Annotated in this window: 26 protein-coding genes and 3 pseudogenes; 8 read left to right on the plus strand and 21 right to left on the minus strand. The window is 34.1% G+C overall.

Annotated features, from left to right (window positions below; all coding sequences use genetic code 11):
- Positions 1-350 precede the first annotated feature (350 nt).
- The 5 genes and pseudogenes from JIN86_RS00330 to JIN86_RS00350 form a co-directional block, all read right to left on the minus strand.
- Positions 351-671, minus strand: a pseudogene (locus JIN86_RS00330) (PBSX family phage terminase large subunit); the annotation flags it as partial.
- Positions 664-1,506 carry a phage terminase small subunit gene (gene terS / locus JIN86_RS00335; protein WP_202340979.1) on the minus strand — a complete coding sequence of 281 codons (843 nt, stop codon included), beginning with the start codon at positions 1,504-1,506 and terminating at the stop codon, positions 664-666. The pseudogene JIN86_RS00330 and the gene terS (JIN86_RS00335), both read right to left, overlap by 8 nt.
- 51 nt (positions 1,507-1,557) lie before the next feature.
- Positions 1,558-1,881: a hypothetical protein gene (locus JIN86_RS00340; protein WP_202340980.1), complete on the minus strand. Its 324-nt coding sequence runs from the start codon at positions 1,879-1,881 to the stop codon at positions 1,558-1,560.
- 336 nt (positions 1,882-2,217) lie between these two features.
- On the minus strand, positions 2,218-3,105 hold the full coding sequence (locus tag JIN86_RS00345) for a hypothetical protein (protein ID WP_202340981.1): 888 nt from the start codon (positions 3,103-3,105) through the stop codon (positions 2,218-2,220).
- A 168-nt stretch (positions 3,106-3,273) separates the two neighbouring features.
- A complete protein-coding gene (locus JIN86_RS00350; RefSeq protein WP_237497084.1) occupies positions 3,274-3,600 on the minus strand; it encodes a LuxR C-terminal-related transcriptional regulator in 327 nt (108 codons plus the stop codon).
- Positions 3,601-3,842: 242 nt separating this feature from the next.
- Between JIN86_RS00350 and JIN86_RS00355 the strand changes: the two genes are divergently transcribed.
- Positions 3,843-4,082 (plus strand): hypothetical protein, encoded by a 240-nt coding sequence (locus JIN86_RS00355; protein WP_202340982.1) that lies wholly within the window; start codon positions 3,843-3,845, stop codon positions 4,080-4,082.
- Between the two features lie 200 nt (positions 4,083-4,282).
- Here JIN86_RS00355 and JIN86_RS00360 read toward each other — a convergent pair whose 3' ends face one another.
- From JIN86_RS00360 to JIN86_RS00385, 6 genes and pseudogenes are all read right to left on the minus strand, one after another.
- A complete protein-coding gene (locus tag JIN86_RS00360) occupies positions 4,283-4,987 on the minus strand; it encodes a YetF domain-containing protein (protein ID WP_202340983.1) in 705 nt (234 codons plus the stop codon).
- Between the two features lie 271 nt (positions 4,988-5,258).
- Positions 5,259-6,047 (minus strand): annotated as a pseudogene (locus tag JIN86_RS00365) (PBSX family phage terminase large subunit); the annotation flags it as partial.
- Entirely contained in the window at positions 6,047-6,685 is a 639-nt protein-coding gene (terS, locus tag JIN86_RS00370; RefSeq protein WP_370568640.1) for a phage terminase small subunit, read from the minus strand. The pseudogene JIN86_RS00365 and the gene terS (JIN86_RS00370), both read right to left, overlap by 1 nt.
- Before the next feature lie 58 nt (positions 6,686-6,743).
- Positions 6,744-6,980, minus strand: coding sequence for a DUF3953 domain-containing protein (locus JIN86_RS00375; protein WP_004230330.1), 237 nt, complete (start codon positions 6,978-6,980; stop codon positions 6,744-6,746).
- 239 nt (positions 6,981-7,219) lie between these two features.
- Positions 7,220-7,741, minus strand: a complete 522-nt coding sequence (locus tag JIN86_RS00380) for a GNAT family N-acetyltransferase (RefSeq protein WP_202340985.1) — start codon at positions 7,739-7,741, stop codon at positions 7,220-7,222.
- Between the two features lie 228 nt (positions 7,742-7,969).
- Positions 7,970-8,404: a helix-turn-helix domain-containing protein gene (locus JIN86_RS00385; protein ID WP_202340986.1), complete on the minus strand. Its 435-nt coding sequence runs from the start codon at positions 8,402-8,404 to the stop codon at positions 7,970-7,972.
- Between the two features lie 593 nt (positions 8,405-8,997).
- Between JIN86_RS00385 and JIN86_RS00390 the strand changes: the two genes are divergently transcribed.
- Positions 8,998-9,234: a hypothetical protein gene (locus JIN86_RS00390; protein WP_009370431.1), complete on the plus strand. Its 237-nt coding sequence runs from the start codon at positions 8,998-9,000 to the stop codon at positions 9,232-9,234.
- 115 nt (positions 9,235-9,349) lie between these two features.
- Positions 9,350-9,472 (plus strand): hypothetical protein, encoded by a 123-nt coding sequence (locus JIN86_RS23695; RefSeq protein ID WP_004230338.1) that lies wholly within the window; start codon positions 9,350-9,352, stop codon positions 9,470-9,472.
- Between the two features lie 325 nt (positions 9,473-9,797).
- Here the strand turns inward: JIN86_RS23695 and JIN86_RS00395 are convergent, their stop codons facing one another.
- The 3 genes from JIN86_RS00395 to JIN86_RS00405 form a co-directional block, all read right to left on the minus strand.
- Entirely contained in the window at positions 9,798-10,079 is a 282-nt protein-coding gene (locus tag JIN86_RS00395) for a hypothetical protein (protein WP_009370430.1), read from the minus strand.
- A gap of 98 nt (positions 10,080-10,177) precedes the next feature.
- On the minus strand, positions 10,178-10,999 hold the full coding sequence (locus tag JIN86_RS00400; protein ID WP_202340987.1) for a DUF2785 domain-containing protein: 822 nt from the start codon (positions 10,997-10,999) through the stop codon (positions 10,178-10,180).
- Positions 11,000-11,256: 257 nt separating this feature from the next.
- Entirely contained in the window at positions 11,257-11,442 is a 186-nt protein-coding gene (locus JIN86_RS00405; protein ID WP_004225257.1) for a hypothetical protein, read from the minus strand.
- A 146-nt stretch (positions 11,443-11,588) separates the two neighbouring features.
- Here JIN86_RS00405 and JIN86_RS00410 point away from each other — a divergent pair, with 146 nt between their 5' ends.
- Together JIN86_RS00410 and JIN86_RS00415 are read left to right on the plus strand one after the other, a co-directional pair.
- Positions 11,589-11,849, plus strand: coding sequence for a hypothetical protein (locus JIN86_RS00410; RefSeq protein WP_202340988.1), 261 nt, complete (start codon positions 11,589-11,591; stop codon positions 11,847-11,849).
- Positions 11,850-12,027: 178 nt separating this feature from the next.
- Complete coding sequence (locus tag JIN86_RS00415) at positions 12,028-12,558, plus strand: hypothetical protein (protein ID WP_202340989.1); 531 nt, start codon at positions 12,028-12,030, stop codon at positions 12,556-12,558.
- A gap of 42 nt (positions 12,559-12,600) precedes the next feature.
- Here JIN86_RS00415 and JIN86_RS23370 read toward each other — a convergent pair whose 3' ends face one another.
- The 6 genes from JIN86_RS23370 to JIN86_RS00440 form a co-directional block, all read right to left on the minus strand.
- The gene (locus JIN86_RS23370) at positions 12,601-12,810 is read right to left on the minus strand and encodes a terminase large subunit domain-containing protein (protein ID WP_370568616.1); all 210 of its coding nucleotides are present in this window, start codon (positions 12,808-12,810) and stop codon (positions 12,601-12,603) included.
- A gap of 2 nt (positions 12,811-12,812) precedes the next feature.
- Positions 12,813-12,953: a hypothetical protein gene (locus tag JIN86_RS23375; protein ID WP_237497085.1), complete on the minus strand. Its 141-nt coding sequence runs from the start codon at positions 12,951-12,953 to the stop codon at positions 12,813-12,815.
- The gene (locus JIN86_RS23900; protein WP_202341397.1) at positions 12,922-13,293 is read right to left on the minus strand and encodes a terminase small subunit; all 372 of its coding nucleotides are present in this window, start codon (positions 13,291-13,293) and stop codon (positions 12,922-12,924) included. The genes JIN86_RS23375 and JIN86_RS23900 overlap by 32 nt, the downstream gene beginning before the upstream one ends.
- Complete coding sequence (locus JIN86_RS00430; protein WP_202340990.1) at positions 13,206-13,457, minus strand: phage terminase small subunit-related protein; 252 nt, start codon at positions 13,455-13,457, stop codon at positions 13,206-13,208. The genes JIN86_RS23900 and JIN86_RS00430 overlap by 88 nt, the downstream gene beginning before the upstream one ends.
- A gap of 152 nt (positions 13,458-13,609) precedes the next feature.
- Positions 13,610-13,876, minus strand: a complete 267-nt coding sequence (locus JIN86_RS00435; RefSeq protein WP_004225240.1) for a hypothetical protein — start codon at positions 13,874-13,876, stop codon at positions 13,610-13,612.
- A 222-nt stretch (positions 13,877-14,098) separates the two neighbouring features.
- Positions 14,099-14,653, minus strand: a complete 555-nt coding sequence (locus JIN86_RS00440) for a hypothetical protein (protein WP_202340991.1) — start codon at positions 14,651-14,653, stop codon at positions 14,099-14,101.
- A gap of 1,336 nt (positions 14,654-15,989) precedes the next feature.
- Between JIN86_RS00440 and JIN86_RS00445 the strand changes: the two genes are divergently transcribed.
- From JIN86_RS00445 to JIN86_RS00455, 3 genes are all read left to right on the plus strand, one after another.
- Positions 15,990-16,331 carry a hypothetical protein gene (locus JIN86_RS00445; protein ID WP_004225235.1) on the plus strand — a complete coding sequence of 114 codons (342 nt, stop codon included), beginning with the start codon at positions 15,990-15,992 and terminating at the stop codon, positions 16,329-16,331.
- Positions 16,332-16,553: 222 nt separating this feature from the next.
- Positions 16,554-16,817, plus strand: a complete 264-nt coding sequence (locus JIN86_RS00450) for a DUF5320 domain-containing protein (RefSeq protein WP_202340992.1) — start codon at positions 16,554-16,556, stop codon at positions 16,815-16,817.
- A 50-nt stretch (positions 16,818-16,867) separates the two neighbouring features.
- Positions 16,868-17,290, plus strand: a complete 423-nt coding sequence (locus JIN86_RS00455) for a ferritin-like domain-containing protein (RefSeq protein ID WP_004225231.1) — start codon at positions 16,868-16,870, stop codon at positions 17,288-17,290.
- Positions 17,291-17,534: 244 nt separating this feature from the next.
- Here the strand turns inward: JIN86_RS00455 and JIN86_RS00460 are convergent.
- A pseudogene (locus tag JIN86_RS00460) lies at positions 17,535-17,828 on the minus strand (phosphatase PAP2 family protein); the annotation flags it as partial.
- Positions 17,829-18,078: the final 250 nt, after the last annotated feature.

The raw sequence follows: 18,078 nt of genomic DNA on the forward strand, positions 1-18,078 counted from the left end.
CTCTCCTTGTTATATGTATGTTTTTCAATACGGTCAACTCGACCCTCTAATGTCGAAAGACTTGAATGAATTCCTTCTAATGCATTTGCTGTCCTTTCTTGTGATTCATTAGAACGTTCTAAGTGACGGGCACGATAGCCAATTGCCTCTAATATACGATCGTATTCTGGATTCCCTGACACGGAAAGAGCTTTGTATTGCTGCAATGTAACATTACGAAAATCTTTTAACTCTTTGGCCGTTAAATACTTCTTAGCCTCTGCATAGGAAATCTTATTATCAATAGCATAACGAGAATAAAACACCTCAATCTGCTGTATGATGTTCACTTGTGCCATGCGTAGCTGTTCTTCCATAAGATCTTGTGATGCCTCATCTCTTCCGCCGAAAATATAAAAATAGTTCACCTTGCCATTTCGAGTGACGGTGAACATATTTTCTGAACGATATTCTTTTACTTTATAGCCACGGGACTGCAACATCCGCTTCAAAGGTTTGAAAACGTTTCGCCGGAACAAACCGATTGTTTTCCCAGCACGAACAGAACCATCACAAATAAGACCATCTTTATCTTTATGAGGGGAATCAGATTGCCACCATTTGAGTACTTTGAGTTGCTTCTTGCTGAACGGCTTGAATTTGAATAGAGCAGGTTTCTTCCATTTACTCATCCCAAACCACTTCCGTTCCCTTCAACGCCTCTAAGAAACCATCATCCTCGAACTCATCGTTGTTATCACCATTTTCTTTGCGAATAGCGATTTTGGTAAATTGAATTTCCGTTTTGGTTTTCTCCATATTTAGCTGCATATGCTCAAATTGCAGCCTACGTTCATCATCATAATCCTCCATCTCAACAAATTGACGAATAGAAGAACGCAACTCCCCGATTGCTCTCGATTGAGCAATTAGTAGTTGCGCCTGTCGTTCCCATGCAAATTGGAATTCATATTCCTCCTCTGTTACAGCCTTTTCTACGCCTCCACCATCCTCTTTAGAACGGGGATAGTATTCGTACTTTGCCTTTTTGAGCTCCTTTATGATTTCGTCTTTTGATTCAACGTGCATAATACGTTGAGCCCGAATAATAGCTGCATACTGTATTTGTATTTGATCCCAAATTAAATCAGCAGGAGAACGCTCGTTCATAGCTTTCATGATTTCAAGTGTTTCTTCTGGCAGGAACTTTTGAAAGAAACCATGAGTAACAGCAGCAGTGTTCCGTTTTGTAAATTGGTTTGGTGGATTAGGATTACCTTTATTTCCAACAGCGTAGGTATTACCTTTTGGGGCTCCTAACTGCTTTTCTTCGGTTGCATCCTTACTAGAAATAGTTGCAATCTTCTTAGTTTTGGTTGCATCCTTTTCAGTTACATCCCTCAACCATTTCTCACGGCTTTTACGACTCTTTAATGTACCAAGCTTTAGTCCATGCTTTTCAGCAAGATCAGCAAGTGTAATCTTCGTGGTTTCCCACTCTAATTTAATTTCATCCCAATTAGCCATATCTCATAAACACCACCTCCCAAAAAAGCCACCACTTAGAAGTGGAAGCTTTTAACCAATATTTATATTTCTATTTTCTTGTTCTCTCAAATATTTTAGAATAGTAATTATAGTTAGTAATCTATTGTTCTTCTTATGTATTTTTGAACCTACATAAAAAACAGCGCCTACTATTATAAGTTGCAATACAACAAATATACCAATATAAAATAAAGAGTTTTCTTTGAACTCGCTAGTTGTATCAGATGCAACAGTGATTCCTACGAAAGCACCAATAAACCCAACTGCAAGAGTCATAATAACACTTAAAATTGAGCCTGAGAAAGATATAATTGTATTATACTTGTTAATTTCTTTTAAAATCGTATCTTCCATTATTTCTAAATCTTCATACGTTAATTCGTTCCAATCAAGTTGTAATTTAGATCTCAAAAGCAAGTACCGTTACCCAGCAGTCAAAGGGGAGGAAAACTCTGCTCGATACTCACTTTTCAGGGCAAAATCAAAATAAAAAACACTCGTTAAGAGTGTTTTATTTCATTCACTATTTCCCACATTCTATTATCTGCTTTAGCAATTCCGTTATGATAAACTAATTAATCTTCCCCTTTAATGAAAACAAGCACTAATCCTAATTACAAAATATTACTAATAGGGGTAGCACCATGTGTATTTTTAGTCAATCCCAATTAAGTAATTCAACCTAAAATTCTATTCTATATTTTTTTTAGCTGCGTAATCACCATAAAAGTAAGTGTCCCAAAAATCACCATATTCAGGAGTGGCAATTATTGTATATTCCCCATTTTCCTCAACTTCAAACAAAACTACACTATTATGTTCCCATCCCACAAAATGTTTTGAGTCATCTACGAGCATATAGATGCTGTATATTCCCTTTTCTAATACTTCACTTTTTTTGAAGTCATCAATTAATTCTTTGGCGTTTGGAATAGTGTGTTTATTTTCATTTATGTCAAATTCAAATTGGAAATTTACCACACCTATTTTCGATGCATACCTTCCATACCTGTCATCACCAATATTATTTCTTGGGTCGCTTGGTACCAATGTAGGTAAAAGTTTAATAGTATCTATCTTTTGTGTCATTTTAAAATCGTCAAGTAGCTCTTGATAATTACCTACACCTATCTCAATATTGTCGTAGGGAAATATTGAAACAGGTCCATTTCTTACTGGTTCATATTCATTAGGGTATTTCACTAAACCATATTTTGTTATTAGCTGTTCAACTACTTGAACTACCTTTGGATGTTGCTCAATATATGCACCCTTGAATTGTGAAAGGTAAATATCGTCATGACTGCCCTTTCCTATAACCTTCAATGTATCTCTATCAATCATTAGGTACGGATAAGCACGATATGGCTCTTTCATTTCTATATATGTTTGATGGTCAATACTTGCAAACCAGTTATTACTTGCCTGAATAACAGAAAACTCACCTTGTATTCCATAGTTTGTTTCTAAATATTCTTGTATTGGTTGATTCAGATCATCTTTAGAGAAACATCCACTAAGAATTAGGATTGATGTACTTGCTAAGATAACTTGAATCAATCGTTTAATACGCTTCATTTCCCAAACTCCATTTCCTAAATTTTGATAATATTATAACATTTTCCGTTAAATAAGCTACTCCGTTAGCTTAAGTACATATTTTCACAAACTCAACTAAAGATTGAAGTTACTCCACAATATGGCCCGATTGTTGAATAAATGTTTTAAAAAGAAGCAGCCTTTCGGCTACTTCAACATCTGACTCAAAATATTATTTCTTACTCTAAAAATTGTTGTGCTAGATAACCCCATATGCTTGCCAATTGCACGCATGCTATCCCCATCTAGCATTCTATGAAGGACCTCAACCTCCCTGTCACCAATCACGTAAGGCATACGCTTTTGCACTTCTGCTATCTTTTGCTCGTATTCCTTAATTCGATAGTTTAGCGAATATACACGGCGTTGTACCTCTGTGAATACTGGATCGCTTGTACCTCCACTAGCCTTCGGTAATGTCGCTTCAATGCCATACATAGCTGTTTTAGCTCCGATGTAGCTGTTGTTATCCATCTTCGCTACTGGCTGTCATGCTTCCTCAACGGTTTCAACCATCCAGCGATATTTCTCAATCCACTGAATTAAATTCTCTTTCGTTACTTTGATTTGCCCATTAGGTTTGCCCTCCTACGGTGTGATATACTAGAGTTGTGAACACCATCAAAGGGCATAAACCAATTCAAGCTGTAGCGTGTGCAAACGCCGCGGCTTTTTTTATGTTACAATTTACATAAAATACATAATGAGGTAATTGAATGGAGTTCTTAAAAGCTTTTGCATTTGGTGGATTAAGCGTGCTATCTATCATGTTGCCAGTATTAATGTTAATGGTTGTTGTAATTGGTTGTATCGTTGTTTTCTCGTCATTTTTTGAAAAACTACTCCCAAAAATAATTTATAAACCTCTTTTAGTTTGTGTGGTTCTTGTTGGTTTTTATATTTGGGCTGTGCCCATGGATATGGGATTTCGTGAATTTTTTAGAGCGATTTTTTAATCGCTCTTTATTCGTCTTATCCTTATAATGTGCAATAAATAAATTAAGCTTCTATCAACCAATACAAGACAAATTTCAAATAACTCAGATTGCTTTACTACTTCACTGACTGTTTTACTTCTCATTTCACTAGCAAGCATGAATATTAATAATGCCTGTGATTTATAAATTTTCTTTGCTGTATAATCTGTTTCCCCTTGTCACTTGTTAACTTTCAAACTAATGTACAATGATCCATCTGTTTGAACTTGGGCAAAATAAACGTCTTTTACGTTTTGAACCTTTTGCTTTCTCAACTTCTTCATAAGCCAGTCTTCAGTTAATTCAAGTTCAACTAAATTTTCGTAAATAAGCTGACCATCTGAAATAACTTCTGTTGGCAAATATGTCGGAGGTGCAATGTTTGCATGGACATCTTGCTTAGTAGCTACTTGTACTGAGGTTTTTTGTAAAACGCTAAGCTTACCATCTGTCTCAAGTATTGCAAATTGTATATCCTGTACTGAAAAAATTGCTTTCTCCCTTAACATCATTGTTAGCTCGTCCATATGCAACCGATTTTTCTTTAAAGAAGATTCTAGAATTAGGCCATTTTTAATGACAATAGTCGGTTTATCATCAAATAATACTCGTGCTTTTTTAGATTTTAAAGAGATGATGGTTATTAAAAATGTTAAAAAAGCCCACCAAATTAACGATATTAATCCATCCAAAAAAGGTGTTTCAGCTACCGCGGCTATTTGAGACGCGATAGAACCAATTGAAATGCCTGTTATATAGTGGAAAAAAGTTAGTTGACCAAGTTGTTTTTTTCCAAGAAGTCTTGCCAGAATAAGAAGTACAAAAAAAGAAAATAATGTTCTAAGAGTCATTTCCCAAAAATTAAGTGTGAAAAAGTGATCCATTCAACCTTGCTCCTTTAAACCATTGTTGAATAATAGCATGTACAAGAAACTCCTTCTAATGCTTATTTATGAGAATTTGTTCAGTACAACTATAGGCACCTTTCTACACTGCAATACATAGAATACATTTGAGGTAATTCATCACTCTTAAAGTAAAGAGGATATTAATTAAAATGAATAAAAATAATTCACAACAACCTTCTGTGACTACAGAAATTCAGATAGCAAGACTTGCCTATATTGGGGCCTCAATTGCAATTCTGGGCGATGATACCCGGATTGCCCCAAAGTGCTCATAGCCCCAGTCAACAGCAGCAAAATATTTAACGATGTTGAGTTTTTCGAACTCTTCACTAGCAATATAGTTTCGGTCCTTATTAAAGTCCTTGTATATGATCCCTTCTACAGACACCCATAAACCGTGAATATCTCGATCTGTAAACATTCCAGATGGTGTAGAAGCAATAATTGACTCCACGTATTCCGGATCCAGAAAGATGTTATCAAACAAAGTGAAATGAAATACCTTGATATTTAATCTTCCACTTTAAAGTAACTGTCCATCTTTATCGATAATGTCTGTCTTAACTGGATGTGCTGGATTTTCTGGGTTAGTATCTAAGAGGATTTGAGCCCCTGGATATGAACACCGTGAGATAACCTCTTTGACAAACATGTCATGTAATGCGGTACCTTCGTTTAAAAATCCACCTGCTGCAGTAAAACCACGTGCCTTTTTCCATTCATCCGCATTGGTTCCATCAAAGCAATAAACCTTATTACCGAATACACGAACAGCATTAGTTTTATCCAACTTTAATTCTTTGCCTAAGATAGCCTCCATATCATCAAGCACGTTACGTCGAATACTTGCTTGTGTGGATCCACCAATAATAAAAGAGAGCCATTGGTTTTCGAACTTGGCAATGTGCATTAAAAAAAGCAGTATAAGAACAAATGTCTTACCCGCCCTCTTCGCACCACTAGCAACCAATATTTTAGGCTTTTCATGAATAAAGCAGTCCATAACCTCTTTCTGTTTGGGTGTGAGTTCTGCCATTATCCATCACCTGCCATTTTACGCAGCATCTTTGCAATTTCGCTTTCTTGGGTTGTTGTATCTTCAGATTGAATCTTTTCGATTTCTAGTTTTGTTTTATCGATACCTAACTGCATCTGCTTAAGTTTCAAACGACGCTCATCATCCTGGTCAGCCATCTCAACAAATTGACGAATAGAAGAACGCAACTCCCCAATTGCTCTCGATTGAGCAGTGAGTAGTTGCGCCTGTCGTTCCCATGCGAATTGGAATTCATATTCTTCCTCTGTTACAGCCTTTTCTACGCCTCCACCATCCTCTTTAGAACGGGGATAGTATTCGTACTTTGCCTTTTTGAGCTCCTTAATTATTTCGTCTTTCGATTCGACGTGCATAATCCTGTGAGCCCTTATGATTGCAGCATACTGTATTTGTATTTGATCCCAAATTAAATCAGCAGGAGAACGTTCGTTCATTGCCTCCATGATTTCGAGTGTTTCCTCTGGTAGGAACTTTTGAAAGAAAACATGTGTAACAGCAGCAGTGTTCCGTTTTGTAAATTGGTTTGGTGGATTAGGATTACCTTTATTTCCAACAGCGTAAGTATTGCCTTTTGGGGCTCCTAACTGACTTTCTACAGTTGCATCCTTAATAGAAATAGTTGCAACCTTCTTAGTTTTGGACGAAGTTCACATATAAACCACTCCTTAATGTTGGTCATAGTAAAGCTGTGAATTGATACATTGATAAATAAACCGCAAATAAAAATAGCCCGATTAATAACCAACCATAAACTTTTCTCTCGCTCTGAAATGCTTCAATTCCTTTAGTTAACATGAATAAACCTGAGAAGAATACCATTAAAAAAGTCAGATCGTAATCCCGTGTTATAAGTAGGTAAGCTGAAAGAGAGACAGTTATGATAGCAAAAACAATTTGTAAAATGTTAAGCATAATATTCCACTCCTCTTTAAATATCATATAACAAAAAGAGAAGTCATGGAAATGATTGTAAATATTTAGCCTTTAATATTAATTAAGATTCCCTTAAAAAATATAGGCCGGCCTACCTCCGAGTTTACATCATATTTTTTCTTTCACAAAACATGATACATGTTTTTCATTTGTTCCTTTTGCTACATTTGTTCCAAACATTATATTTACAATTTTATTAAAGCACCTTCAATTTAGCATCAGAGTTTAGATAATACCCTATTAAGGTTATTCCATTCGTATGTGAGAAGATTCAATTCCTTACCTGCAATTGTTAGCTGTTCGGATTTAATTAAATTTGCACCATAATACTCATAAAAATAACGAGTTCTATTGTCTTCTAATACCTCCACAAAAACTTTATTGAGTCCGAGTTCTTTAAATTGAAGAAAGAGTTGTTTCAATAGTTGTTTTCCAACTCCCTTTCTATGATATTCTTCAAGGAGATAAATAGATGTTAAATCCCCAGAATTAGGGACATTATTACTTTCTCTTTTTCCGCAATCAGCAAATCCTACAATTTCACCCTCATTATTTTCTGCAACAAATACATAATTCCCCTCTTTTGAAATATTGCTATCCCATAAATCAGTTCGTTGTTCATATGATAATTTCTCTAAAAATCCTTCAGGTATGATGTTTTTATAAGTAGATCTCCAACTATCAACGTGTACTTTTGCAATACCCTTTGCATCAGTCAACATAGCTTTTCTTATGTTCATTAAATACACCTCTTAAAAAAGTAATTAAAATATATATTCCGTTCTAATACTAATAATCCTTTTTCTTAAAGCTTGACCCAATAACTTAAGAACATTTCTTTACAATCTCTTTATGTTACTAAACAATCTTGCCCGATTGTTGAATATATGAAAGATATCGTTACACAGCACTAACCTTCTTCGTTAGTTAAAGAAACAATTCTTTTAGAAAAAGAAGTAGCCCATAGGCTACTTCATCATTTGTTTCAAAATATAATTTCTCACTCTAAAGATAGTCGTACTGGATAATTTCATGTGCTTACCAATCGATCGCATGCTAACGCCATCAAGCAATCTATAAAGTACCTCAATTTCTCTATCTCCATGTACTAACGAAATACGTTTTTTCAACTCTGCAATCTTTTGCTCATATTCCTTAATTCGATAATTTAGTGAATAAACACGGCGTTGCACTTCAGTATACACTGGATCACTTGTCCCACCACTAGCCTTTGGTAATGTTGCATCGATGCCATACATAGCCGTCTTAGCCACAATGTAGCTATTGTTATTAGCTTTCGCTACAGGCTGCCTTGCTTCCTCAATCGTTTCAACCATCCACCGATAATTCTCATTCCACTGAACTAAATCCTCTTTTGCAACTTTAATTCGCCCTGTTAACATAGTTTTGCCCTACTATTCCCACACTGGTAGGTATGGTATAATAACTTAACGAACAAGCCATCAATGGGCATAAAGCAATTCGAGCTGTAGCGTGGGATGACGCTGCGGCTTTTTCAAAAAAAGGAATGATGATATGAACCAATTAATTCAATATATCAGCTACAAACCAAGCTTGTAGGGAGTGCTGTTTCTTCCCTTGACCTCCCTGCAAGCTTGGGTTTCTCAAGGGAGCTGATATTGTTGAAAAATCGTTCTAAAACCTATATTCGCCATCAGAGAGAGCGAATCATTCGAAAGAAATGGTCAATTTTAAAAGATGTAATGTTACGAGAAAGTGAGTTCATGCCTGTACGTGGTACATTAAGCAAAGGAAAAATTCATTGCTCATGTAGAATGTGCCGATACGAGCAGTATCACTCGATTCCAAAAGCCAAACATAAAGCAAAATTAAAAGCTATGAAAAAGGAAATAGACGATTATGTCTATTTCCTTTTTTCGTATTTCCTTACATCCTTTTTAGTTTGCTTTACCAGTTACGACACTGTAGCTTTTTTGTGTTACAATTTACAAAAAATACATAACGAGGTAATGCTATGGACATATTTACAGATATATCAAGCATCAGAAGTCTGTGGTTATTAATACCACCAATGATCTTACTACCAGTTGTAATGATAGGATGTGCTGTAATTTATAAAATCCTATTGGGCAATATTTTGCCAAAGAAGATTTACAACTTTTTGCTTGGCCCAATTGCCCTTCTTGGATTCTTTATTTGGGCTATCCCAATGAACATGGGATTTTATGAGTTTTTTAGAGCGATGCTTTAATCGCTCTATTTTTATTTAATACTCAAAATGTTCAGTAATTCATATTAACAATGTAATTTGTTCCATTGAACAACCTATTGTATAATATAATTAACAAATATTAGGGGGTTCCGGAATGAGTTTATTCGTTGCTTCTACCTTTGCAATGATTGCTTTAATCATTGCTTTACTTAATGACATGAAGATTAAGAAATTAGAGAAACGTATCGAAGAACTTGAAAAAAGCAAATCGAATTAAACACTACTATCTTATAGATGGGAATCCCATCTTTTACTGAACAATATCTTTCTGACACGATCCTCAAAATGTTCGGTAATAAAAAATGGTTTTAACACCCAACTTATGTTAATCTTAAAGCGAGATATAATTTACATAAATTGGAGGTATACAAATACCTGGAAATTTACGTTTTATTGTGCAAGTTGTTTCAACAATTTTAGCTATCATCTTTGTTTTCATGAACTTTTTGGGGCATTGGACAGCAGACAGATTCTTTCAGATCATATTTTTTATTGGTATGATTTTCGCTGTTTTCAGTGTAGGTATTGAAACGGAAAAAAAGCTAAGAAACAGAAGCTGATTGGAATATAAGCCAATTGGCCTTTTTTACTGAACAATATCTTTCACTTGCTCCATCATCCCAATTCCACAAGCTCAATTGCCCTTTAGCTGGCACTGGCTCAAGTAAAACTTTCATTGTTTTCAGCTCCCATTCATATCGACCATCCATAAAATCACCAAAGTACAGTTCATCACCCTCTAATTTTTTTCCGAATTCCATGCCTGCAGCACTTAACTTAGGCAACGGTGATAGAGAATATGTACTCACTTGAAAATAATGCAAAAAAAGTCACTCACTGTTTTTCTAATGAGTGACTTTCTTTATAAGCCTAACTGGCTATAATCTCTTCAACTTGGGGTGCTTTCCCCTCATTTTTTTAATTAAGAATAGTAAACTTTTTCTACTTTATATAATGTATGCTCGATAGTCGAGCAGAGAGTGGCATCCACTTTGTAAAATTTAACACGAAAGTATAAACTTTTCAAAAAGTTCTTTATATTATTTTTTTGCTTAAAGGCAGGGAGAAATTCTGAATTTTTCTCCACATCACCGAAACTTTGAATCCATTGCTCTACATGAGCCTGACTAAGTATTTTTCTATTTAAAACACTAATTATGGATTTTACCATTCTCTCATCTTCCCCATCGGAGTAAATTCGATCTGTTATGGTCATCTTTTCGTAAACCAAATCGAGGATAGTTAAGAGGTCATTTTTATCCAGTTCGGAACATTGTGCCAAATCATCTAAAGCATCCGCTGCATGGGCTATGGCATGAGCCCAGCCTTTTTCTTCGTCATACCCACGGTAATCTCGCTCTTCTTGTACACTGTAAAATACTTTCTCTTTTATGTGATGAATTTGCTCACTTGAGAGAAATGGTGATTCTCTATGCCTTGTGAAGAGGAGCGGTATGACTAGCATGGAGAAAGATCGAGTAAAGACAGAGTCTGTATTTGTTTCACCAAGCTTAAAAAGCAAATGGTTTTTATCCAAAACAACCGGAAGAAGTTGTTCTAGTTCGTTTGCTGTTAGAGTATTATCAGGAATCCAGTGTGATAAGGTTGTATAAATTAGCTCATCACGTAGTTGGGCATCCAAAGAACCGATGTTATTTATCATTTCTAGTATCAACTGAAATCTATCGGGAGGTGCTTGGTACCCATTTTCTTTTATTAATATCAACTTTTCTTTTAAATTCATTTTACACGCTCCTACTAGGAATTATCTGAACTAACTTTTTCAAGGGTTTCTACTAACTATACGGCTTTTTCCGTACCCTTCTTCCCTTCCTATATTGAATACTAATTTTTTCTCCTTTTTAAAAAAACATCTGTTCACTTATTTAATTATAAGCGAACAGATAATGAAATTTCCATATTTAAACAGCTTCATTATTCATTAACTACTTTTTGGCTCTTTTTGTTTCATTCTACTTTGGAACAACGGGTATGATATTTTCATTCTCTGCGGACCATTCTGATTACGTTGTAACCCTTTGCCCTTAAAAAGTTGAAAGCAACATCGTCTGTTAGTGCTTTATGTTCTTCGTGTGTTAAATGTAAGCTTGATAAACCTATAATTGGTACATTGTCAGGCTTGCGTTTGAATAAAAATTTTACTGGCACTATTACTTCATAGCTCATAATCTTCACCCCTTTTTATAGATATTCCTACATTTTAGGTTAATTCCCTTCCATAAAATCGATGACCGACTTTTATTTCTATGTACAAAACATATCTAATTACCTAAAATGGTAAATAGTAGTTAGATATATTGAGGTGAATATAAATGAATAATTGTCCTAATTGTTTAGCCAGTAATCCTTTTAAGAAAGTATATAGAGATGGTTTAGTATTGGTGAAATGTGAATATTGTAATACGATTTTTGAAGATATTACAAAGAGAAAAACGAGAGAAGTGTCGGAGAGAGTACGAAACGAAGTCCAAAATGATGTGCAAAAAGAAAAATCTTCAGGTAAGGCTCTAGCAATTGGGATAGGACTTATGATCCTTTATTTTATTATTGATACGATATCTAAACTTTATTAAATTATAAAATAAAAGTTTGTTATATGAACAAGGGTATTTATGCTATCTCAGTCTTTCTGTTAAAAGAATGAAAAAAGCCCAGGCACAAATATTTAAGTACCTGTGCTTTTTTATGTACACGTATAACGAAGTTTCCTAAAATGATAAATAATACATAAAAAGGTGAGGAGGGGTATTTATGAAAAATTGCCCTAACTGTTTAGCTACAAACTCATATAAAAAATTTCACAAAGAAAACACTGAAATATACGTATGTGAATATTGTGGTGCAGTATCAGAAGATTATACAATAGAAACTCATATAGAATTTAATCATTCGGAAACAGTAAGAGAGTCAGAAAATAGAACCTACTATTATAAAGAAGTGACTCCATCAAAATGGCCGAAAAAAATCGCACTAATTTTGATTAGTATAATAGGATTATTGGTAATTGGACAATCCATAGAATTGTTTTTTTCAGACGAAGAAAAGCCAATAAAACAAATCTCAACCATTACGCCCGAAAAGTTTCGAAAGCTCAAAGTAGGTATGAGTGAAGAAACCGTAAAAGAAATCGTAGGATACGGGGCCTTGCACGAAGATGGAGATAAACTTAATTATAAGGGAGAAAACGGTGTAGAAGAAAATTCTAGGGTAAGTTTAGAATTTTATAATGGTAAGTTAGAAGCTATATATGAATTCGGATTAATTACAAAAAGGAAATATTAATATGGTTATCCATAAATTACTTTACTACTCTAGCAAAATTATTTAGACCAAAACTGCATTGGACTCGGACAATTGCACATTAAATAGATCATGTGAAAACTCATTAAACTTATTACGATTTAGACGCCCAAACTTGGTTGCTAATCCATCTGAATATGCAGCAGCTATTACCCGCTTATCAGGATTTTCACCCAAATAAAAAGACGGAAACGATTCTGTTACCGTCATACTTTTACCATGTCGTGGAGGCATCTCTATAATATAGATAACTGTTCACCATCAACCACACGTTGGAGCACATCACAAATTAATTCAGTATGAAGAAAGTGCTCATAATGGCCAAGAGGTACATATTCAACATAATCACGGTAGAAGCGGCTTGCCGGTTTCATCATTTAAAATTTCCTCAACACTGTCAACTAGTTGCTGTTTTAGCCGCATGATTTCTTCTTTTATACCTTCAATTACCATCAAACGATGAGCATTTCGATTAGCTGTTATATAGTCGCATTGATATGCTTTTTGATAAGATTTTGTAGCATTGAAGTATTTAACGTTATACATACAAAAAAGCAACTGTTTATCGTTGAGACCGTCACTTGGGACAATATCAAACTGTACAGTTACTTGCGATTCCGCTTCTGGGATTACTTTGCTCTGTTGCGTTTTTTTGTTTTCTTTTTTACGGAACGTTCCGTATTTTTCGGCTGTTTTGATTGGAACGTTCCATTCGATTCCGCTTCAAGACGATCATACCAGCTATCTTTGTTTTTCCACCCACGTATAGTTCCCTCAGATACACCTAGTTGCTCAGCTATATCCTTTAGCTTTATATCACCGTTATGTGCTTTGTAAATATTATACGCTTGGTCACGTCTTGGATCCCTTGCTCTAGCCATATCTCATTTGTTTGTTTTGTAATCACCCCATTATGCTAGTCGCTTAATTCAATGAAAATAAAAAACCACGCTCGAATGAACGTGATCTAAAAGCTATATTTATTTATCAAAAAAACTCTATTACACATAAAGTATAAATAAACTTTTGTATTTTATTCATCGGGTAATGACTCTATGGAATCACATTTATTACATGTAATAAGCTTAGCTTTAAATTCTATACTTGTTGAAAGTTTCTGCAACATACTTAACTCAATAGCCAACTTTTCTATTTCAACAAATCCCTGACTTTGCAATCTAGAAGTGTCTAGTTCAAGCTGTTTTAATGACTGTTGAATTAATTCTAAATTCTCCATATATTTTTCTAAAATCTTTTCAGTATCCAATATATCATCCTGATTGGTTGTGTCTTTAATCATTTAACGACTCTTCCTTTCTCTCTATAAAGTCATCTTTACCATGTATATTTTTAATACATGAGATATTAATTAACATCTTAGGAAATGGAATAAAAACACCTCTTAAATCCTATTTAATTAACACCATTATAAAGGTGTTTAACTTATTTAACAAATTACCATTTTCATAGTTAATTGCATAATAAAAAAGCCACACCTATTGGTTATGGCTTTGTAAATTAATTAAGGAAGTACATACATAACTGTCACTGCTGCTCCAAACGGAAGAGCCCCATCCCCTGTTACAATTCTGACAGATAATAAATCACATTTATTTATAGCATAGTTAGCTGTTGTTGAACCACAACAATTGGGGTTTGCAGCAGTATTTGGCCCTGTTACTGAAGCAATAACACCTGTTGAAATCGGGTCAGTAAAACCACAGCTTCTACTAATAACTACTTCAGCCGTTACTGTATCTGCAGCTGTTAGTGTATTATCACGTACATTTAAAACTAATCCAGTTATAATTGCGTTTTCTGGTATAACAACCGTATTTCGTGGGAATAGCGCGGACGCAGTTCCTAATCCTAAATATTGACCATTTCCTATAGATTCATCTGTTGCTAAATAAATTTCACACACTCTTGCGTTATTAACTGGTGGTGGTGGAGTTACTCCATTCATTTCTGGTATACATGGTACTTTGAATCTAAAGAAACACTGATTTTTCTCACAACCGCACATATTGTTTGCATGGTGGTGATTCCAAGCTTTATTACAATTTCTACATCCCATTTTTAAAATCCCTCCTTGTTTTTACTACACTATTCAATTAGGGATAAAGGAAATAGACAATTATACTATGTACAATTCATTTAGTTAGTTTTTTATAATAATACAAAAGACCACTAATAATTGTGGTCTTTTAACAAAGGGATAAAAAAATGTGTTTGAATAATTCTAGTGGTTACTCAAGCCACTTCTACATCCTATTCCTCTCAAGACATTTCTCATAGGTAAAAGCCTATGGCATATACACAGATTATGGTTCAAAATAGTGCATTACCGCCAACTTTATTGTTAATTAATTGAATAAAATGGAAAGTGGGCGAAAGTTCACATAAAAACCACTTCTTTATATCATACCCTCCATTTTACACCGGATATTATTTAAAATGATACGTTTGGAACATTTGTAACATTTCATAAATTTTACTACATCGGGCATCTTAGTTTAAGGCTGCTTTCTCAAAGATTGTTGCTTCTGGTTTGCCAAAACACCCGAGAGTTGAAGTAGATTTCTTCACCAACTTGTATTTTTAAACTTAATTAATTATTACTGTTCACACGCTTCTTTATTTTTCTTATGTCAATTATAAGCCATTTTAAGATTGCAATTATTAGTACTAAAAGTGGTGTTGCCTGGGCTATGAGAAACCCTATCCAAAAATCATTCATAGTACTGGTCGGAGAATCTGTTCCCATTCCACCTACCCAAAAGGACATTGGGATTGAGATTACATTGAATCCCAGACTAATCATAACAAATGATAATTTTTTACTTTTAATCTTCGGTAATCCAGCCGACCAAAATAAAATTACTGCTACTAACAAAATCAAAAAAGACAAGTACCTCAAAACATCCAATAACGCAAAGCCTCTACCTCCTAACTAAACGATAGCCCATCCCACTTTCCTGTAAAGATTAAGTTGCACCCACCGTCTAATATTTTACCACAAAAACCCATATCGTTCTTTAACTATACTGCTCCATTAATTTTAAATCCATTTGACACCTCAAAATTTGGGTTCTAAACGATACATAATTTTACCAAATAAATCTTCTAAAAATGTATAATCGTTCTATTTTCGTTTAATCTTTAAAATGTTCAGTTTCTAATATTGCATAAACAATATTAGGTGTTACTACTACGGTATTATGTCTTTGTATATGAATTCACCTTTGTTTACAGATTCATTTATATTACACTTTCTACTAAACAATTCACACTTTGCTTTTATTTTTAAAGTAACTTGATTAATAAGTCTATTTAATGTAGAAGCGTAATGCATATTATGTAAATGTAATCTGCAGATTATTAGTCTTTCGTTAAAAGGAGGTGAAAATTACATGCCTTTAACTACTGGTCCAATTGAAAATACAGGAAATCTACCAGCTAATGCCTCTAGCGTTCGCATCAAAGTTCTTAATCTCACTGGAGGTTTATTAACAGGAGTAGTAAGGGTTTTCAGACTAAACGGCACGAGACAATTATTATCAACAACTCCTTTTGCTGCTAATGCTAACGCTTCTACTTTTGTAACGCCAAGTGTAGGTGGATCCGCTCAATATGAAGTTGAGATTGTTCCTAATCAAACAGGCGGATTATACAGCGTTTACGGTCGAACAGCTTCAGGTGTAATCATCGATGCCCAACGATTTGTGAACTCAGAATTAACACCGATTCTTTAATTTTATAAACAGATTTCACTGTTGAAATCTCGGAAGCCTTATACTCAGTTATAAGGCTTTTCGTATTTTATCAATTCCTCTTCCAATTTCTTTATGATTGGAGCATCATTTTGTTGAGTTAAACCCTACAGTAAATTTTTATCATCACCTTTCTATACTGCAATACATAGAATACGTATGAGGTAATTCATCACTACGAAAGAAAAGGGGATATTAATTAAAATGAATAAAAATAATCAGCAACAACCTTTGGAAACAACAGAAATTCAGATAGCAAGACTTGCTTATATTGGTGCTTCGATCGCAACTTTGGGCGACGGTCTATCTGCTGTTGCAGCAGGTTTAGCATTAAATGCTTTAGAAAAATCAAGTAACCAAGATCCTCAAGTCCAAAATAGTGACCAATCTAAGGAAGTAGAGGATCTTCAAAAGCAGATAGACTATTTAATAAGTGAATTAAAACAAGTAAAAAAATCGATGCGATAAAACTACTTTAAAAAGTGACATTAAAAAATAAACAAAAGGAGGGTAAACCTTTGCAATACTTTGTACAACCAACTTCAAACAATAAATTAATTCTCGATCTAGTTAAAGCCATAAACGGAGAATTTAATGCTATTCGATTTTATGAACATTTGGCTCAACTAGCTCCAAATAAAGAAGTTAAAAATCGTATACTAGAAATACGAAAAGATGAAATGAGACATTACCAAGGTTTTGTTTATACCTATACTTACCTAACTGGTCAACAACCATCTCCACAGATAAACGAAACATTACCACAGAATTTTAAGAGTGGTATCCTAACTGCATTTAAAGATGAACAAGAAGCAGTTGAATTTTATCACCGTGTTGCTAGAGAATATAATATTCCTTATATTAGTAATCAATTTAGTTCAAATGCTTCAGATGAACAGAATCATGCAGTTTGGTTTTTATTCTTTATTAACCAATATTGATAAAGAAGCATTACCGACTAAACGTCGGTTTTTTTATTTATTATCTGTACTTATGAATAATACTTTCAATTAACTACATAGCTATAAAAAACTAAACTTGTATATGTTAATTTCAAAACAAACTCAGCTGTTCATATTTTTGTTCTTTGACAGATTCATCCACTATTTCAGGCACATTCTGCACCATTTCTTCTATTTTTTGCACCTTGCTTATCGTTAAAATTAGCCGCTTCTAGCGTGGTTCTTAATCTAACTTTTCTAATAGCCTGTAGTTCCTCTCCATTAGTGTTAATTTCGAAAGTGTAAAAGCAGAAATAATTCCAATAAGAGCACCTACAATTACATCTAAAGGATAATGAACTCCTATCCAAATAAGTGAAATTCCGACTAATATAGCAAGCAAAATCCATAGAATCCATTTTCCTTTTTTAAATAACCAAAGAAACATACAGAATGAAAAAAATAATATGGTGTGATCATTTGGAAATGAATTATTTATTGCTTTTTCTATCAACTGATTTGTATTCGAAAGGACAGCAAATGGTTGGTGATTAAAATGTAATAACCCTAAATTTCCCTATCACTTTGATTTAAAAAACTCTTTATGATTAGTTGTCTCAATTGCTCGTTTCTACACGTACAATTGAACGTGTTTTTTTTTGCATATTCATAATGTATAATTGAATCAATCTGGATAATGCAATATTTACCACTTTATGTTATCCTTATATAAATTATTAGGAAGCCTCGGGGGTTGTTATGCGTTGAAAATACATTCTACAAATAGA

Origin of the sequence: Lysinibacillus sp. HST-98, from assembly GCF_016757845.1 — a bacterium.
Classification (GTDB): Bacteria; Bacillota; Bacilli; order Bacillales_A; family Planococcaceae; genus Lysinibacillus; species Lysinibacillus capsici.

Excerpts from the sequence above, each read along its gene's own strand:
- JIN86_RS00355 (WP_202340982.1), top strand. The coding sequence starts at position 3,843 with ATGGAGTTCTTAAAAGCTTTTGCATTTGGTGGATTAAGCGTGCTATCT.
- JIN86_RS00440 (WP_202340991.1), bottom strand. The coding sequence starts at position 14,653 with ATGGGATGTAGAAATTGTAATAAAGCTTGGAATCACCACCATGCAAAC.
- JIN86_RS00340 (WP_202340980.1), bottom strand. The coding sequence starts at position 1,881 with ATGGAAGATACGATTTTAAAAGAAATTAACAAGTATAATACAATTATA.
- JIN86_RS00405 (WP_004225257.1), bottom strand. The coding sequence starts at position 11,442 with ATGAGCTATGAAGTAATAGTGCCAGTAAAATTTTTATTCAAACGCAAG.
- JIN86_RS23370 (WP_370568616.1), bottom strand. The coding sequence starts at position 12,810 with ATGCCTCCACGACATGGTAAAAGTATGACGGTAACAGAATCGTTTCCG.
- JIN86_RS00435 (WP_004225240.1), bottom strand. The coding sequence starts at position 13,876 with ATGATTAAAGACACAACCAATCAGGATGATATATTGGATACTGAAAAG.
- JIN86_RS00350 (WP_237497084.1), bottom strand. The coding sequence starts at position 3,600 with ATGGATAACAACAGCTACATCGGAGCTAAAACAGCTATGTATGGCATT.
- JIN86_RS00360 (WP_202340983.1), bottom strand. The coding sequence starts at position 4,987 with ATGGATCACTTTTTCACACTTAATTTTTGGGAAATGACTCTTAGAACA.
- JIN86_RS00445 (WP_004225235.1), top strand. The coding sequence starts at position 15,990 with ATGCCTTTAACTACTGGTCCAATTGAAAATACAGGAAATCTACCAGCT.
- JIN86_RS00345 (WP_202340981.1), bottom strand. The coding sequence starts at position 3,105 with ATGAAGCGTATTAAACGATTGATTCAAGTTATCTTAGCAAGTACATCA.
- JIN86_RS00410 (WP_202340988.1), top strand. The coding sequence starts at position 11,589 with ATGAATAATTGTCCTAATTGTTTAGCCAGTAATCCTTTTAAGAAAGTA.
- JIN86_RS00415 (WP_202340989.1), top strand. The coding sequence starts at position 12,028 with ATGAAAAATTGCCCTAACTGTTTAGCTACAAACTCATATAAAAAATTT.
- JIN86_RS00375 (WP_004230330.1), bottom strand. The coding sequence starts at position 6,980 with ATGCTTAACATTTTACAAATTGTTTTTGCTATCATAACTGTCTCTCTT.
- JIN86_RS00430 (WP_202340990.1), bottom strand. The coding sequence starts at position 13,457 with ATGGCTAGAGCAAGGGATCCAAGACGTGACCAAGCGTATAATATTTAC.
- JIN86_RS00380 (WP_202340985.1), bottom strand. The coding sequence starts at position 7,741 with ATGAACATAAGAAAAGCTATGTTGACTGATGCAAAGGGTATTGCAAAA.
- terS (WP_202340979.1), bottom strand. The coding sequence starts at position 1,506 with ATGGCTAATTGGGATGAAATTAAATTAGAGTGGGAAACCACGAAGATT.
- JIN86_RS00400 (WP_202340987.1), bottom strand. The coding sequence starts at position 10,999 with ATGAATTTAAAAGAAAAGTTGATATTAATAAAAGAAAATGGGTACCAA.
- JIN86_RS00385 (WP_202340986.1), bottom strand. The coding sequence starts at position 8,404 with ATGTTAACAGGGCGAATTAAAGTTGCAAAAGAGGATTTAGTTCAGTGG.
- JIN86_RS00390 (WP_009370431.1), top strand. The coding sequence starts at position 8,998 with ATGGACATATTTACAGATATATCAAGCATCAGAAGTCTGTGGTTATTA.
- JIN86_RS00450 (WP_202340992.1), top strand. The coding sequence starts at position 16,554 with ATGAATAAAAATAATCAGCAACAACCTTTGGAAACAACAGAAATTCAG.
- JIN86_RS23375 (WP_237497085.1), bottom strand. The coding sequence starts at position 12,953 with ATGATGAAACCGGCAAGCCGCTTCTACCGTGATTATGTTGAATATGTA.
- JIN86_RS23695 (WP_004230338.1), top strand. The coding sequence starts at position 9,350 with ATGAGTTTATTCGTTGCTTCTACCTTTGCAATGATTGCTTTAATCATT.